This is a genomic window from Actinomadura sp. 3N508 (assembly GCF_044326375.1).
Classification (GTDB): domain Bacteria; phylum Actinomycetota; class Actinomycetes; order Streptosporangiales; family Streptosporangiaceae; genus Spirillospora.
This window is the reverse complement of the sequence record NZ_JBIRAX010000010.1, coordinates 158766-172550: the sequence shown is the minus strand read 5'-3', so window position 1 is coordinate 172550 and position 13785 is coordinate 158766. Positions and strand designations below refer to the sequence as shown.

Here is a 13785-nt window from a genome sequence, read left to right as displayed (position 1 = left end):
CCTGGCCGGTGCCCGGCTATTTGAGGAGGCGGGACATCCGGCGGTCGGCCAGCGGCTTGCCGCCCGTCTGGCAGGTCGGGCAGTACTGGAGCGACGAGTCCGCGAACGAGACCTCGCGGATCGTGTCGCCGCACACCGGGCATTTCTGGCCGGTCTTGCCGTGCACGCGCAGCCCGGTCTTCTTCTCGCCCTTGAGGTCCTGCGCCTCCAGCCCGCGCGAGCGCTCCACGGCGTCGCGCAGCGTGGTGACGATGGCGTCGTGCAAGGTCGCGACGTCGTCCTCGGTCAGCGAGGCGGCGATCTTGAAGGGGGACATCTTCGCGACGTGCAGCACCTCGTCGGAGTAGGCGTTGCCGATCCCGGCGATCACCTTCTGGTCGCGCAGCAGGCCCTTGATCTGGGTCCGCTTGCCGTCGAGGATCGCGCCGAGCGCCGCGGGGGTGAACGCGTCGTCCAGCGGGTCGGGCCCGAGCGATGCGACACCCGGGACCTCCGCGGCATCCCGGACGACATAGACGGCGAGGCCCTTCTTCGTCCCGGCCTCCGTGAGGTCGAAGCCGGAGCCGTCGTCCAGATGGACGCGCATGGCCAGCGGGTTCTTGCCACCGGGCCGGACGGGCCTGGCCGGGATCTCGTCGCGCCAGCGCAGCCAGCCCGCGCGGGCCAGATGGATCACCAGGTGCAGGCCGTCGACGTCCAGGTCGAGGAACTTGCCGTGCCGGGCCGCGCCGGTGACGGTCAGCCCGCCCAGCGACTGCACCGGCGGGTCGTAGGTCTTCAGCGCGGAGATGGCGAGCACGTCCACGCGCGCGACGACGTGTCCGACGACGCGTTCCCGCAGGAACCCCGCCAGCGCCTCCACCTCGGGTAGCTCAGGCATGTCCGCATCGATCCTTCCGCCCGGCGGGCCTCACGAGCGCAGGTCGCATACCCCCTGCATATGCAAGGTATCCGGTCAGCCGATCTGTTCGGCAAGGGCGACGATGGCGCCGGCGGGGCCGCGGAGGTAGCAGAGACGGTACAGGTCCTCGTACTGCGCCATCTCACCGACGAGTTCGGCGCCGTGGGGGCGGAGGCGGGCGACGGTGCCGTCGATGTCCTCGACCTGGAACATGACGCGGTGCAGGCCCAGCGTGTTGGGCGGCGTGTTCGGCGGCTCCGGCGGGGACGCCTCGGGGGTGAGGTATCTGGTGAGTTCCAGCCTGCCGGGACCGTCCGGGATCCGCATCATCGCGATCTCGCACCGGACGCCGTCCATCCCGACGGTCTGGTCCACGACCAGGCCCTCGTTCAGGGCCCTGCCTTCCAGCTCCATGCCGAGCTCGGTGAAGAACGCGATGGCCGCTTCCAGGTCGTCGACGACGAGGGCGACGTTGTCCATCCGAATGGTCATGCCCAGAGCTTAGGGACGGGAGGCGCCGCGAGGCGGGCGCCGCCGGTGTCCACAGGGCTGTGGAAGCCTGTGGAAAAGCCTGTGCACAACTCCCGATGCGGCGGGACGCGCGACGTTTACAGGGTCGATACCTCAGTGAATCCCCCCAAACCACCGGACGAGAGTGCGGACGTGCCGTCACCGAGGGTGTGGATAACTTCCGCGTAACAACCCGCCGGTAACCGCCCCGAGGCGCCTCATGACCGGACTCGGCGGGCATGTGACCTGGATCTCGAAATAACCCCTAGGGGGTACGGGTTGCCATGGCTGAGCCGTTATGGCAGCATGAGGGCCACGAGATACCCCCTGGGGGTACTGGGAGAGGGAGTAGCCAGATGAGCACCGCCACCTACACCGTCACCGGGATGACCTGCGGCCACTGCGTCAGCTCGGTCACCGAGGAGGTCGAGGAGATCCCCGGTGTGACCGGCGTCGAGGTCGACCTGCCGACCGGCCGGGTCACCGTGACGAGCGACGCGCCGATCGACGACGCCCTGGTCAAGAGCGCCGTCGAAGAGGCTGGTTACGCACTGAAGCAGTAACGGGCGCGCACCCCCGCTCCACGGCGGGGGACGCCCCCCGAGTTCCGTGCCTTCGGGCACCGAGTGGAGTGATCGTAATGAACAGCGCGATCAAGCTGGGAGCCTACGTCACCGGGCTGGCGGTCGTCTTCGGCGGCGCCGCCGGGGTCGGCAAGGTCGTCGGGCCCGTGGGCGCCTCGGCCGAGACCGCGTCCCACGACGGCGGCGGCCACGGCGGCGGCAAGAGCACCGGCGGGCACGGCGGCGAGGGCGGTGCCACGGCGTCGCACACGCCCGGCGGGCTGCAGGTCTCCGAGGACGGCTACACGCTCGTCCCGCGCAGGACGACGCTGACCCCCGGCAAGCGGACCGACTTCCGGTTCACCATCAACGGCCCCGACGGCAAGCCCGTCACCGGGTTCAAGCCCCTGCACGGCAAGCGGCTGCACCTGATCGTCGCGAGCCGTGACCTGTCGGGGTTCCAGCACCTGCACCCGTCCGAGGCGGGCGGCGGTGTCTGGACGGTGTCGGTCACGATTCCGAAGTCCGGCGTGTACCGGTTCTTCACCGACGTCCAGCCGGACGGCGCGAAGCGGCAGCTCACGCTCGGCACCGACGTGTTCGTCCAGGGCGACCTGCGCACGACGCCGCTGCCGAAGCCCGAGCGCGTCGCGAAGGTGGACGGCTACGAGGTGACGCTGTCCGGCGGCCTCACTCCCGGCAAGTCCACCGAACTCACCCTCTCGGTGAGCAAGGACGGCAAGCCGGTCACCGACCTGGAGCCCTACCTGGAGGCGTACGGCCACCTGGTGGCGCTGCGCCAGGGCGACCTCGCCTACCTGCACGTCCACCCGGACGGGGAGCCGGGCGACGGCGAGACGAAGCCGGGCCCCGGCATCACGTTCTTCGCCGAGGCCCCGAGCTCCGGCGCCTACCGTCTCTACCTGGACTTCAAGCACGCCGGCAAGGTCCGGACGGCGGAGTTCACCGTGCACGCAGGGAACGCGCAGGTGCCCGTCCAGGAGACGGGCGGCGGTCACGACGACACGCCCCACACCCACTGACCGATCGACGAAGAGCGCGGAGGAGGAGCGACGATGAGCACGGACACCGCGTCCGGGCAGGTCGAGCTGGCGATCGGCGGGATGACGTGCGCATCGTGCGCCAACCGCATCGAGCGCAAGCTCAACAAGCTGGAAGGCGTGACCGCGACGGTCAACTACGCCACCGAGAAGGCGAAGGTCGAATACGCCGAGGGGGTGTCCACGGACGAGCTGATCGCCACGGTCGCGAAGGCCGGCTACACCGCGGAGCTCCCGGCCCCGCCGAAGCCCGAGGGGGCCGGCGGCGCGGACGCGCCGGAGCCGGACGACGGCCTCCGGCCCCTGCGGCAGCGGCTCCTCACCGCGATCGTCCTGTCGGTCCCGGTCATCGCGATGGCGATGATCCCGGCGCTGCAGTTCGAGGCGTGGCAGTGGCTGTCGCTGACGCTGGCGGCCCCGGTCGTCGTGTACGCGGGCTGGCCGTTCCACAAGGCCGCCTACACCAACCTCCGGCACGGCGCGGCCACCATGGACACGCTGATCTCGCTCGGCACGCTGGCCGCGTTCGCGTGGTCGCTGTGGGCGCTGTTCTTCGGCACCGCCGGTGAGCTGGGCATCAAGCACGGCTTCGAGTTCTCGATGACCCGGTCGGACGGGTCGATGAACATCTACCTCGAGGCCGCGTCCGGCGTGATCATGTTCATCCTGGCCGGCCGCTACTTCGAGACGCGGTCCAAGCGCCGCGCCGGGGCCGCCCTGCGCGCCCTGCTCGAACTGGGCGCGAAGGAGGTCTCGGTCGTCCGGGACGGCCGCGAGGAGCGGGTGCCGGTCGACCGCCTGACCGTGGGGGACGTGTTCGTCGTCCGTCCCGGCGAGAAGATCGCCACGGACGGGACGGTCGAGGAGGGCTCGTCCGCGGTGGACGCGTCCATGCTGACCGGCGAGTCGGTCCCGGTCGAGGTCGGTCCGGGCGACACCGTCGTCGGCGCGACCGTGAACGCGGGCGGCCGCCTGCTGGTCCGCGCGACGCGGATCGGCTCCGACACCCAGCTCGCGCAGATGGCGCGGCTCGTGGAGGACGCGCAGACGGGCAAGGCGCAGGTCCAGCGGCTCGCCGACCGGATCTCCGGGGTGTTCGTCCCGATCGTGATCGCGCTCGCGCTCGGCACGCTCGGGTTCTGGCTCGGCACCGGCGAGCCCATCGCCGGAGCCTTCACCGCCGCCGTCGCCGTGCTGATCATCGCCTGCCCGTGCGCCCTCGGCCTCGCCACCCCGACCGCCCTCATGGTCGGGACGGGCCGCGGCGCGCAGCTCGGCATCCTGATCAAGGGCCCGGAGGTGCTGGAGTCCACCCGGAAGATCGACACGGTCGTCCTGGACAAGACGGGCACCGTCACCACCGGCCGGATGGCCCTGGTCGACGTCGTCACCGCCGGCGGCGTGGACGAGGCCGACGTCCTGCGGCTCGCGGGGGCGCTGGAGAACGCGTCCGAGCACCCCATCGCGCAGGCCATCGCCAAGGGCGCCGTGGAACGCGTCGGGGAACTCGGCACGGTCGAGGACTTCGCGAACGTCGAGGGCCTGGGCGTCCAGGGAATGGTGGACGGGCACGGCGTGCTCGCGGGCCGTCCGCAGCTCCTCGCCGAATGGTCGCAGCACCTCACGCCCGACCTCGAAAAGGCCATGGCGGACGCGCAGGCGCTCGGCCACACGGCCGTCGCGGTCGGCTGGGACGGCGAGGCCCGCGCGGTCATCACCGTCGCGGACCAGGTCAAGCCGACCTCGCGGGAGGCGGTCGACCGGCTGCGGGCGCTCGGGCTGCGTCCCGTCCTGCTGACGGGCGACAACGAGACCGTGGCCCGGACGGTCGCGGACGCGGTCGGGATCGACGAGGTCATCGCCGAAGTCCTGCCGCAGGACAAGGTGGACGTGGTCAAGCGCCTCCAGTCCGAGGGCCGGACGGTCGCGATGGTCGGGGACGGCGTCAACGACGCCGCCGCGCTCGCGCAGGCCGACCTGGGCCTCGCGATGGGCACCGGCACGGACGTGGCGATCGAGGCGTCCGACCTGACCCTCGTCCGGGGGGACCTGCGGGCCGCGGCGGACGCGATCCGGCTGTCCCGCCGCACGCTCGGCACGATCAAGGGGAACCTGTTCTGGGCGTTCGCCTACAACGTGATGGCGCTGCCGCTGGCGGCGTCCGGGCTGCTGGTCCCGATGATCGCGGGTGGCGCGATGGCGTTCTCGTCGGTCTTCGTGGTCAGCAACAGCCTCCGGCTGCGCCGCTTCAAGGCGCTCTGAACCGCTGGGGCCCGACGTCCGTGTGATCTCCACCGGGGATCACACGGACGTTGCCCGTTGCGCGAACCCCGGTCATGGTTCGGCGCGGTCAGGCCGGTTCGGGCATGCGGCGCAGCGCGGTGAGCACGGGCGCGAGGGACGGTTCGCCGGCGGCCGCGTCCAGGGCCTCGGTGAGGGTCTCGGTGTAGGTGGGGGCGGCCTCGTCCTGGACGGCCCGTCCCTCGTCGGTGATGACGGTGTAGACGCCGCGGCGGTCCTTGGGGCACATGGTGCGGCGGGTGAGGCCGGCGCTCTCCAGCCGCGCGACGAGGCGGCTGACGGAGCTCTGGTTGAGGCCGATCAGGTCGGCGAGCTCCTGCATCCGCAGCTCGCCGTCCTCGGCGCGGGACAGCCGGCACAGCGCCCGGTACTCCGACAGGCCGATCCCGTGCCGTCGCTGCAGCGCCTTGGCCAGCTGATGCTCGACCCGTCCGTGCAGGGTGACGATGCCGTCCCAGAGCAGACCGTCCTCGGTGATCGCGCCCATGTTCGCGCTCCCTTCGCTTGACGGCAGCATACATGCAGTGCCAATATCTGCATGTACCTACAAAGCATGCATGTACATGCAAACCTTGGAGGCATCATGATCGAGCGCATCGCCACGTCCCCCGACTGGTACGAGCCGTACCGGATCTCCCAGGCCATCCGGGCGGGCGGGTTCATCCACGTCTCCGGCCAGGCGGGCATCGACGAGACCGGGCGTACGGTCCCCGGCGGCTTCCTGGAACAGGGGCGCCAGGCGTTCCGGAACATCCAGCGGGTGCTGGCGGAGGCGGGCGCCGACCTCGGCGACGTCGTCAAGATCGGGATCTTCGTCCGTGACATGGCGGCCGACCTCGACGACGTCATCCGGCTCCGCGAGGAGTTCCTCAAGGAGCCCTACCCGGCCGACACCCTCCTCGAAGTGTCGTCGCTGGCGCAGCCCGACTGGCGCATCGAGATCGAGGCCACGGCCCTCGCCCGCTGAGCACCCGACCGGACGATGAGAGAGGCATGACGATGACCAGCCCCCTGCTGCTCCCCTACGAGGGGCCGCATCTGACGCTCCGCAACCGGATCGCGATGGCGCCGATGACGCGCAACCGGGCGGACGACGCGACCGGCGTCCCGAACCCGCTGACCGCCGAGTACTACGCGCAGCGCGCGACGGCCGGGCTGATCGTCAGCGAGGGGATCTGGCCGGCCGCGCTCGGCAAGGGCGAGCCCGGCGTCCCCGGCCTCACGACGGACGCGCAGGTCGCCGGGTGGCGCGCGGTCACCGAGGCCGTGCACGCCGCCGGCGGGACGATCTTCGCCCAGCTCTGGCATGTCGGCCGCATGTCGCACCCGCTCACCCTGCCGGGCCGCGCGACGCCCGTCGCCCCCTCGGCCGTCCGGATCGAGTCGGAGACGATCCACAGCGTTGAAGGCCGCGTCCCGCATGTGACGCCGCGCCCGATGACGACGGCCGAGGTGGAGGAGACGGTCACCGATTTCGCGGCCGCCGCCCGCAACGCGATCCGGGCCGGGTTCGACGGGGTGGAGGTGCACGGCGCGAACGGTTACCTCATCCAGCAGTTCCTCGCCGAGAACACCAACCACCGCACCGATCGCTACGGCGGCTCGCGCGCCGGGCGGCTCCGCTTCGCGCTGGACGTCGTGACCGCCGTGGCCGCCGAGATCGGCCCCGGACGCGTCGCCCTGCGAATCTCCCCGGACAACCCCGAGAACGAGATCGCCGAACAGGACCCGAAGGGCACCTACCGCGCCCTCGTGGACTCCCTCGACCCGCTCGGCCTCGCCTACCTGCACATCATCGAGCGCGGCGCCTACGAGGCCCTGGCCGACCTGCGTCCCCGCTGGTCGGGCACCCTGATCGGAAACTACAACGGCCCCGAGCCGACCTCCCGGCAAGCCGCCGAAAAGGCACTTGCCGCGGGCCTGGCCGACGTCTTCTCCTTCGGCCGCCTCTTCGTAGCGAACCCGGACCTACCCGCCCGCTTCGCCGCAGACGCCGACCTGACCCCACACATCCGCAGCCTCCTCCACAAAGGCGGCGCCAAGGGCTACACCGACTACCCACCGCACCAGGACGCCCACACCCACCCCAGCCACCACCGCAACCACGCCACAACCCGAACGCCTGCGATCGCGTCCGAAGGCGAGGCCGGGGGCGATGACACGAGCGAAGCGAGAACCTGATCGCGCAGCGAGCCGCCAGTCGAGCCGGAGCGATGAAACGCTAGGAGCAGGGAACGTCCCAGAAGGCGAGTTCGTGGTGCATGCCTTCTAGGAAGTAGCGTTCGGCGGTTTCGGCGTCGGCGCCGGATTCGTTGATCATCTGGGCGATGCGGGCGGTCAGCTCGGCGAAGCCGGGGTCGGCGTAGGTGTCGACCCAGCGGCGGTAGCGGGGGTCGGACGGCGGGTTCTCGGCGAGGCGGCGGCCGAGCGTGGAATATCCCCACATGCAGGGGTAGAGGGCGGCGAGGCCGTTGGCGTAGGTGGCGGCGCTGTCCAGGAGGAACGACGTGTACGCGGCGCAGGCCGGGCCCTTCTGGGCGCCGTCCAGGTCGGCGGCGAAGGGCTCGGAGAGGGAGCGGTGCAGGTCGAGTTCGTCGTGGAACGTCGCATGGGCGAGGTCGACGAGGTCGCCGAGATGGGCGGCGGGGGCCTGCCAGGCGAGGCGGGAGAACACGCGGACGTAGTCGTGGAGGAAGAGGTAGTCCTGCTCCAGCCAGGAGCGGAATATCGCCTCGTCCAGGGTTCCTTGGGCGATGCCCTCAACGGTGGGGTGCTTGAGCTGCTCGTCCACCAGCGGACGGCCGAGCTCCTCCAGATGCGCCGCGAGACTCATGGCCGCAGTCTCGCATCCCCCGAGGTCCGGAAATGATCAGACCCCGCCGGGTCGAGCGACCCGGCGGGGCTCTGATCTTGCGCCGGTGTGTGGGGTCGCCTCTCGGCGAAAGGCACAACACGGCTCCAGCCGGACGGTATTCCGTGAAGGCAAAAGGTGAGGCCCGGGGACACCAGGCACACCGGCTGTCATGTGTAACCGATGGGACCCCGGGATTGTTCCCGGCTTCGCACATCCGTGAACGTGCCCGTCCGGCGGACGGTGTGCCAGCCCAGCCGCGCCCCCAGCAGCGCGGTCGCCACGGACTGCAGGACGACCAGGTACATCAGCTGCCGGTAGACGAACTGCTGGAGCGGCAGGGTCCAGAGCGGGCGGATCCGTTCGCCGTCCAGCCAGAGCGCGTAGGCGCCGGCGGCGGCCTGCGCGGCGACGAAGACCAGCCAGGTGAGGACGGGCACGGCCGGGTCGAGGAACAGCAGGCCGAACAGCGCGAACAGGTCGATCGCGGGCGCGAACAGCGGCAGCACGATCTGGAACAGCGTCAGGTAGGGGAGGCAGCGGCGGCCGAACCGTCCCGAGCCGCCGCTTTCGATGACGGAGCGGCGGTGCTTCCACATCGCCTGCATCGTGCCGTAGCACCAGCGGTAGCGCTGCCGCCACAGCTGCCGCAGCGTGGCCGGCGCCTCCGTCCAGGCCAGGGCCTTCTCCTCGTAGACGACGCGCAGCCCGGTGCGGCAGATCGCCATGGTGAGGTCGGTGTCCTCGGCGAGGGTGTCGCCCGGGACGCCGCCCAGCCGCCCCAGTACCGACCGGCGGAACGCCCCGATCGCGCCGGGGACGGTCGGCATGCACTGCAGGACGTCGAACATCCGCCGGTCGAGGTTGAACCCGATCACGTACTCGATGTGCTGCCAGCGGCCGAGGATGCCGCCCCGGTTGGCGACCTTGGTGTTGCCGCTGACCGCCCCGACCCGCGCGTCGGCGAACGGCGCGACGAGATGGCGGACGGTGTCGCGCTGGAAGACGGTGTCGCCGTCCACCAGCACGAGGATCTCGGCCCGGGCGACGCCGATGCCCACGTTGAGCGCGCTCGGCTTGCCGCCGTTGGGCTTGCGGATCAGGTGGACGGTCGGCAGCGCGATCGACTCGACGATCAGCGGTGTGCGGTCGGTGGAGCCGTCGTCCACGACGATGACCTCGACGGTGCCCGGATAGTCGGTGTCGAGGAGCGAGGCGACCGTGGCCGCGATGTTCGCCTCCTCGTTGAACGCCGGGACGATCACGGAGACGGGCGGGAACGGGTCGGGGGGCAGGTCGTCGTCCGGGATGGGCGCCATGTGCCCGCCGGGGCCGTCGGGGTCGAGGGCGGCGGCGTGCCGGCCGCGGCGCGACAGGCCACGGACGCGCCGCATGTGGACGTGCGCGAACAGCAGCAGCGCCACGAGCCGCAGCACGTACGCGATCCCGGCCACCGCGAACAGCACGCCCATCGTCCCGGTGAGGGCGGACGCGGAGCGCTGCGCGGCGACGAGCGTCCAGCCCACGGCCTTCTCGCCCGCGGGCACCGCGACGACCGCGGAGGGCATGTTCAGCGCCTCCGTGAGCGTGGTGAAGCGGTATCCCTGCGGCTGGAGCCGCTGGATGATCTGCTCGACGGCCGCGACGGTGCCGGCCCGGTCGCCGCCGGAGTCGTGCAGCATCACCACGGCCCCCTCGCCGCGCCGCTCTCCGGCCAGCGCCGCCTCGACGATCTTCGCCGTGCCGGGGCGCGCCCAGTCCTCGGTGTCGCGGTCGGTGAGGACGACGATGTACCCGTCCTCGCCCGCCCGCCGCGCCGCTCGCCACTCCGGCCCGGTCAGCCCGTCCGGACGGGACGAGTACGGCATCCGCATCAGCCGCGTGTGCACGCCCGCCGCCCCCGCCAGCGCGCGCTGCGTGAGGTCGAGCTCCAGGCCCGCCCGCCATGCCGGGACGGTGGCGAGATCGACGTGCGTGTAGGTGTGCGATCCGATCTCGTGGTTCTCGCGCAGGATCCGGCGCGTCAGGCCAGGGTTCTCGGCCACGCGGGCGCCGACCGTGAAGAACGTGGCGTGCGCGTTGTGGCGGCGCAGGACGTCCAGCAGGCGCGGCGTCCAGACCGGGTCGGGCCCGTCGTCGAAGGTCAGCGCGATCGTCTTCGGGGGCATGCGGCGGCTGCGCGGGACGCCGTCCGCGAGGTTGACGACCGGCCCGCCGGAGGCGACCGTGCCCGGAACGGTCCCGGTGCCCGCTCCCGGGGCGGGCGCCTCCTCCCGGGGCGCCTCGCCGACGATGCCGTTGGCGAAACCGTCCAGCAGCAGAAGCACGGTCAGGACGAGCCCGCCGAGCATCAGCAGGACCCAGTGCCCCCGGGGTTCGCTGCGGCGCGTGATCAATTGCTCTTCTTCTTGCGTCCCCACGCGGGCGGGCTCGCCTGCGACTTGCCCGGACGGCTCGTGGACGCGGGCGGCGCCGGCCGCGCCGATGACGGCGGGGCGGCGGCGGAGGATCCGGGCGGCGCGGGGGTCGTGCCCGCGCCACGCCCGCCGGCCCCGGGCCCGCCGGCGCGCCGGTCGCCCGGCTCCTCCGTCGGCCCGGCCGGACGGCTCAGCTCCACGCTCGGCCGGCCGGACGGCTCCTTCCACGGCGTGAACGGCACGTCAGGGCCGGTCGCCATGCCGATGCCGAGCGCGCCCAGGAACACGATGAGCACCGAACCCGCGACGAGCCCGAGGCGCCGTCCGAGCCGCGCGCGCCCGCCGGTCGAGTCGACGAACACCGGCGCGGCCGCGGTCTCCGCACCGAGCCCGGTCTCCGCACCGTACTCGGCCTCCGTCCCGGGCTCGGACTCCGTCTCGATCCAGGTGGCCGGTTCGATGAGCGTTTCGGCCTCGGGCGGACCGACCGGCGGGATGCCCGTGACGACCAGTCTGTCCCGGCGATGGCGGGCACCGCCGGATATGGGGTCGCGGATCATTTCCGTCCACATTTCGTCACACGTCGTGAGGGGGGCGAACGCCCGGGCGCCGTGCCGGCCCGGACGTTCACTGCTTCAGCGCCGAACACCGGCGTACATGTCACACGCCTGTCAGAATCCCTGCACAATGACGCGGGTGGATCGGGCCGACGAGGAGGAACTCGGCCGTGCACTGCGGGCGGCGCAGGACGGCGACGAGGAGTCCTTTCGCATGCTCTACCGGGACGTCCAGCCGCGGCTGATCCGGTTCGCCGGCGCGCTCGTCGGTCCCGACGCGGAAGACGTGACGTCGGAGGCCTGGCTGCAGATCTCCAGAGACCTCGCCACCTTCCGCGGCGACCTCGACGGCTTCCGCGGCTGGACCGCGACGATCACCCGGCACCGGGCGCTGGACCACCTGCGCCGCAAGTCACGGCGGCCCGGCTCCGACCTCCCGGTCGAGGAACTGGTCGCGATGGCCGCCGACGTCGACACCGAGCTGGACGCGCTGGACGGCATCGCCACCCAGGGCGCCCTCCGGCTGATCTCCGAACTCCCGCGCGACCAGGCCGAGGCGGTGCTGCTGCGCGTCGTCGTCGGGCTGGACGCCAAGTCCGCCGGAAAGGTCCTCGGCAAGCGTCCCGGCGCCGTGCGGACCGCCGCCTACCGCGGCCTGCGCCGCCTCGCCGAGCGCCTGGCCCCCGCCGAACCGGACACCGCGGCCGCGGACCCGGACACCGCAGCCGCAGACCCGGGCGCGGGCGCGGGCGCGGGCGCGCCAGGCGCGCATCCTGCCGCCGATCCCGCCACCGATCCGGGCGCCGATTCGGGCGTCGCGGACGCGCAATCCGGCACTCGTCCCTTCGCCCAGAGTGACAAAAGCGGTGGTACCGGCGCTGAAGGGGTGACATGAGCGACCATCACCAGGCCGGATACCTCGACAAGCGGGCCGCCGAACGCCTCCTCGACGGCGCGTACGACCATGCCCGGCTGCACGCCCTCCTCGCCGCGGCCGCCGCGCCGGGCCGTCCGGAGGAACTCGCGGGCGAGGACGCCGCCGTCGCCGCCTTCATGGCCGCACCGCGCCCCGCGTCCCGGTCCAGGGCGGCCGCCCTGCGCCGCTTCCTGACGATCAAGGTCCTGGCCGTCGTGGGCGGCTCGCTCATCCTGACCGGAGGGGCCGCCTACGCCACGATCACCGGGCAGCTCCCCGGCCGTGACCCGGCGCCCTCGCAAAGCCCGACGCAGGACCACCGCAAGGACACCGACGGCGAGCGGAATCCCCCCAAGTCCACGGCGCCCGCGCCGTCCACGGGCCCGCCGGCGACGTCCACGCAAGGCAAGGGGAAGCAGCGCGGCAAGTCGAGCGACGCGCCCGGCCAGCAGCGGAAGACCAAGGACACCAAGCCGGACCCGCCGCGGCACACCCCGACGCCCCCGCGCGGGCCCGGCGACAACAACGGCAACACCCCGACCAGGGCCGACACCGATTCGGGCAACGCCACGACGAACGGCGGGGCCCAGGGCACCGGCGCTCCACCGTCCACCTACCCGGAATCAGGCACGTCGCCCAGCACAAGCACCGAATCCGGCGCGAACCAACGGAACTGACCCTCGACGGAACGCGCCCCTGGGGCGCCGCGCTCGTCAGGTGACGAACGTGTGGGGTTCGCGGACGCGCGCCTTGTGCGCCCACCGAGCCGGGTCCGCTTCCAGCGCGGACCTGTCCCATCCGGCCAGATCGGCCGCCGCCTCATAGGTCCCTTGCAGGAATTCGAGCAACGCCTGGTCAGGGTTGGGCGCGGCGCACACGGCCTCGTAGGGCAACAGGAACTGCCCGTTCTCCCGGCTGTAGAACGCGCCAGACGGCCCCACAGGACGGTCGGCGAATCCTTCTGGCTCGGGATAGGCGTAAGCGTAGAAAGCGCCCTCGTCGCCGCCGCCCGGCCAGAAGCCGCAACTGCTGAGCTCCTGGGAGTACCCCTCCTCCATGACCCAGTCACCGCAGTTGGGGGCACCACCCGGATGCCGGGGCGCTTCCCGCCCTGAGAACCGCGTGCAGGCAAGGTCCATCGCGCCCCAGAAGAAGTGCACCGGACTGACCTTGCCGATGAAACGGGACCGGAACTCGCCCATCACCCGCGCCGCCTGGAGCAGCTGGCGCCAGAACAGCTGCGCCGCAGCCGCGTCGTACGAGGCGTGCCGATCGTCCTCCGCGAACGGGATCGACGGGTCGACCTCGTTCGGACGTCCCTGGATGGCCGTCTCGATCCCGAGGTCGGCGAGGGCGCGCATCGTCCGGTCGTAGAACTCCGAGACCGGCATCGGCCCCAGCGCGAACCCGCCCGTCCCGCCGTCGCTGGCCCGCATGCTCAGCCGGTGCTCGACGAAGTCGAACTCGATGTCGAACACCCCGTCCCGGTGCGGGATCGCCGACGTCGTGAGACCGCGCGGGCTTACGTACAGCGTCACCTGCCACCAGTGATTCACCAGCGGCGCGTTCACGAGCCGGACCTTCCCGACGATCTGCGTCCACATGTGCAGCGTGTCGCGCGTGTCGGTCCAGTCGTCGACCCGCAACCGAGGCCACCCGTCCCCGCCCTGCTCCATGGCCACCCCTCCTTCAGCCGAACGTGATCATT

Annotated in this window: 14 protein-coding genes; 7 read left to right on the top strand and 7 right to left on the bottom strand. The window is 71.8% G+C overall.

What is annotated here, in order from left to right; all coding sequences use genetic code 11:
* Window positions 1-16 precede the first annotated feature (16 nt).
* Together ACH34S_RS31095 and ACH34S_RS31090 are read right to left on the bottom strand one after the other, a co-directional pair.
* On the bottom strand, window positions 17-880 hold the full coding sequence (locus ACH34S_RS31095; RefSeq protein ID WP_395956398.1) for an Fpg/Nei family DNA glycosylase: 864 nt from the start codon (window positions 878-880) through the stop codon (window positions 17-19).
* Between the two features lie 75 nt (window positions 881-955).
* Window positions 956-1381: a VOC family protein gene (locus tag ACH34S_RS31090; protein WP_395956629.1), complete on the bottom strand. Its 426-nt coding sequence runs from the start codon at window positions 1379-1381 to the stop codon at window positions 956-958.
* A gap of 386 nt (window positions 1382-1767) precedes the next feature.
* Between ACH34S_RS31090 and ACH34S_RS31085 the strand changes: the two genes are divergently transcribed.
* The 3 genes from ACH34S_RS31085 to ACH34S_RS31075 all read left to right on the top strand — a co-directional run bounded on the left by ACH34S_RS31085 (window position 1768) and on the right by ACH34S_RS31075 (window position 5297).
* On the top strand, window positions 1768-1974 hold the full coding sequence (locus ACH34S_RS31085) for a heavy-metal-associated domain-containing protein (RefSeq protein WP_132173339.1): 207 nt from the start codon (window positions 1768-1770) through the stop codon (window positions 1972-1974).
* A 77-nt stretch (window positions 1975-2051) separates the two neighbouring features.
* Window positions 2052-3017 carry a hypothetical protein gene (locus ACH34S_RS31080; RefSeq protein ID WP_395956397.1) on the top strand — a complete coding sequence of 322 codons (966 nt, stop codon included), beginning with the start codon at window positions 2052-2054 and terminating at the stop codon, window positions 3015-3017.
* A gap of 33 nt (window positions 3018-3050) precedes the next feature.
* Complete coding sequence (locus ACH34S_RS31075) at window positions 3051-5297, top strand: heavy metal translocating P-type ATPase (RefSeq protein ID WP_395956396.1); 2247 nt, start codon at window positions 3051-3053, stop codon at window positions 5295-5297.
* Window positions 5298-5385: 88 nt separating this feature from the next.
* On the opposite strand, the gene ACH34S_RS31070 is transcribed toward ACH34S_RS31075, so the two are convergent.
* The gene (locus ACH34S_RS31070) at window positions 5386-5823 is read right to left on the bottom strand and encodes a MarR family winged helix-turn-helix transcriptional regulator (RefSeq protein ID WP_395956395.1); all 438 of its coding nucleotides are present in this window, start codon (window positions 5821-5823) and stop codon (window positions 5386-5388) included.
* A 96-nt stretch (window positions 5824-5919) separates the two neighbouring features.
* Between ACH34S_RS31070 and ACH34S_RS31065 the strand changes: the two genes are divergently transcribed.
* A complete protein-coding gene (locus ACH34S_RS31065; protein WP_395956394.1) occupies window positions 5920-6303 on the top strand; it encodes a RidA family protein in 384 nt (127 codons plus the stop codon).
* 26 nt (window positions 6304-6329) lie between these two features.
* Entirely contained in the window at window positions 6330-7517 is a 1188-nt protein-coding gene (locus ACH34S_RS31060; RefSeq protein ID WP_395956393.1) for an alkene reductase, read from the top strand.
* A 40-nt stretch (window positions 7518-7557) separates the two neighbouring features.
* Here ACH34S_RS31060 and ACH34S_RS31055 read toward each other — a convergent pair whose 3' ends face one another.
* The 3 genes from ACH34S_RS31055 to ACH34S_RS31045 form a co-directional block, all read right to left on the bottom strand.
* The gene (locus ACH34S_RS31055) at window positions 7558-8169 is read right to left on the bottom strand and encodes a TenA family protein (protein ID WP_395956392.1); all 612 of its coding nucleotides are present in this window, start codon (window positions 8167-8169) and stop codon (window positions 7558-7560) included.
* Window positions 8170-8357: 188 nt separating this feature from the next.
* Window positions 8358-10583: a bifunctional polysaccharide deacetylase/glycosyltransferase family 2 protein gene (locus ACH34S_RS31050; protein ID WP_395956391.1), complete on the bottom strand. Its 2226-nt coding sequence runs from the start codon at window positions 10581-10583 to the stop codon at window positions 8358-8360.
* Window positions 10580-11164: a hypothetical protein gene (locus ACH34S_RS31045; RefSeq protein ID WP_395956390.1), complete on the bottom strand. Its 585-nt coding sequence runs from the start codon at window positions 11162-11164 to the stop codon at window positions 10580-10582. Before ACH34S_RS31045 ends, ACH34S_RS31050 begins: the two co-directional genes overlap by 4 nt.
* Before the next feature lie 127 nt (window positions 11165-11291).
* On the opposite strand from ACH34S_RS31045, the gene ACH34S_RS31040 reads away from it, so the two are divergent.
* Both ACH34S_RS31040 and ACH34S_RS31035 read left to right on the top strand, forming a co-directional pair.
* On the top strand, window positions 11292-12056 hold the full coding sequence (locus ACH34S_RS31040) for an RNA polymerase sigma factor (protein WP_395956389.1): 765 nt from the start codon (window positions 11292-11294) through the stop codon (window positions 12054-12056).
* Window positions 12053-12754, top strand: a complete 702-nt coding sequence (locus ACH34S_RS31035) for a hypothetical protein (protein ID WP_395956388.1) — start codon at window positions 12053-12055, stop codon at window positions 12752-12754. The genes ACH34S_RS31040 and ACH34S_RS31035 overlap by 4 nt, the downstream gene beginning before the upstream one ends.
* Window positions 12755-12790: 36 nt before the next feature.
* Here ACH34S_RS31035 and ACH34S_RS31030 read toward each other — a convergent pair whose 3' ends face one another.
* Window positions 12791-13753, bottom strand: a complete 963-nt coding sequence (locus tag ACH34S_RS31030) for a DUF5996 family protein (RefSeq protein WP_395956387.1) — start codon at window positions 13751-13753, stop codon at window positions 12791-12793.
* Window positions 13754-13785: the final 32 nt, after the last annotated feature.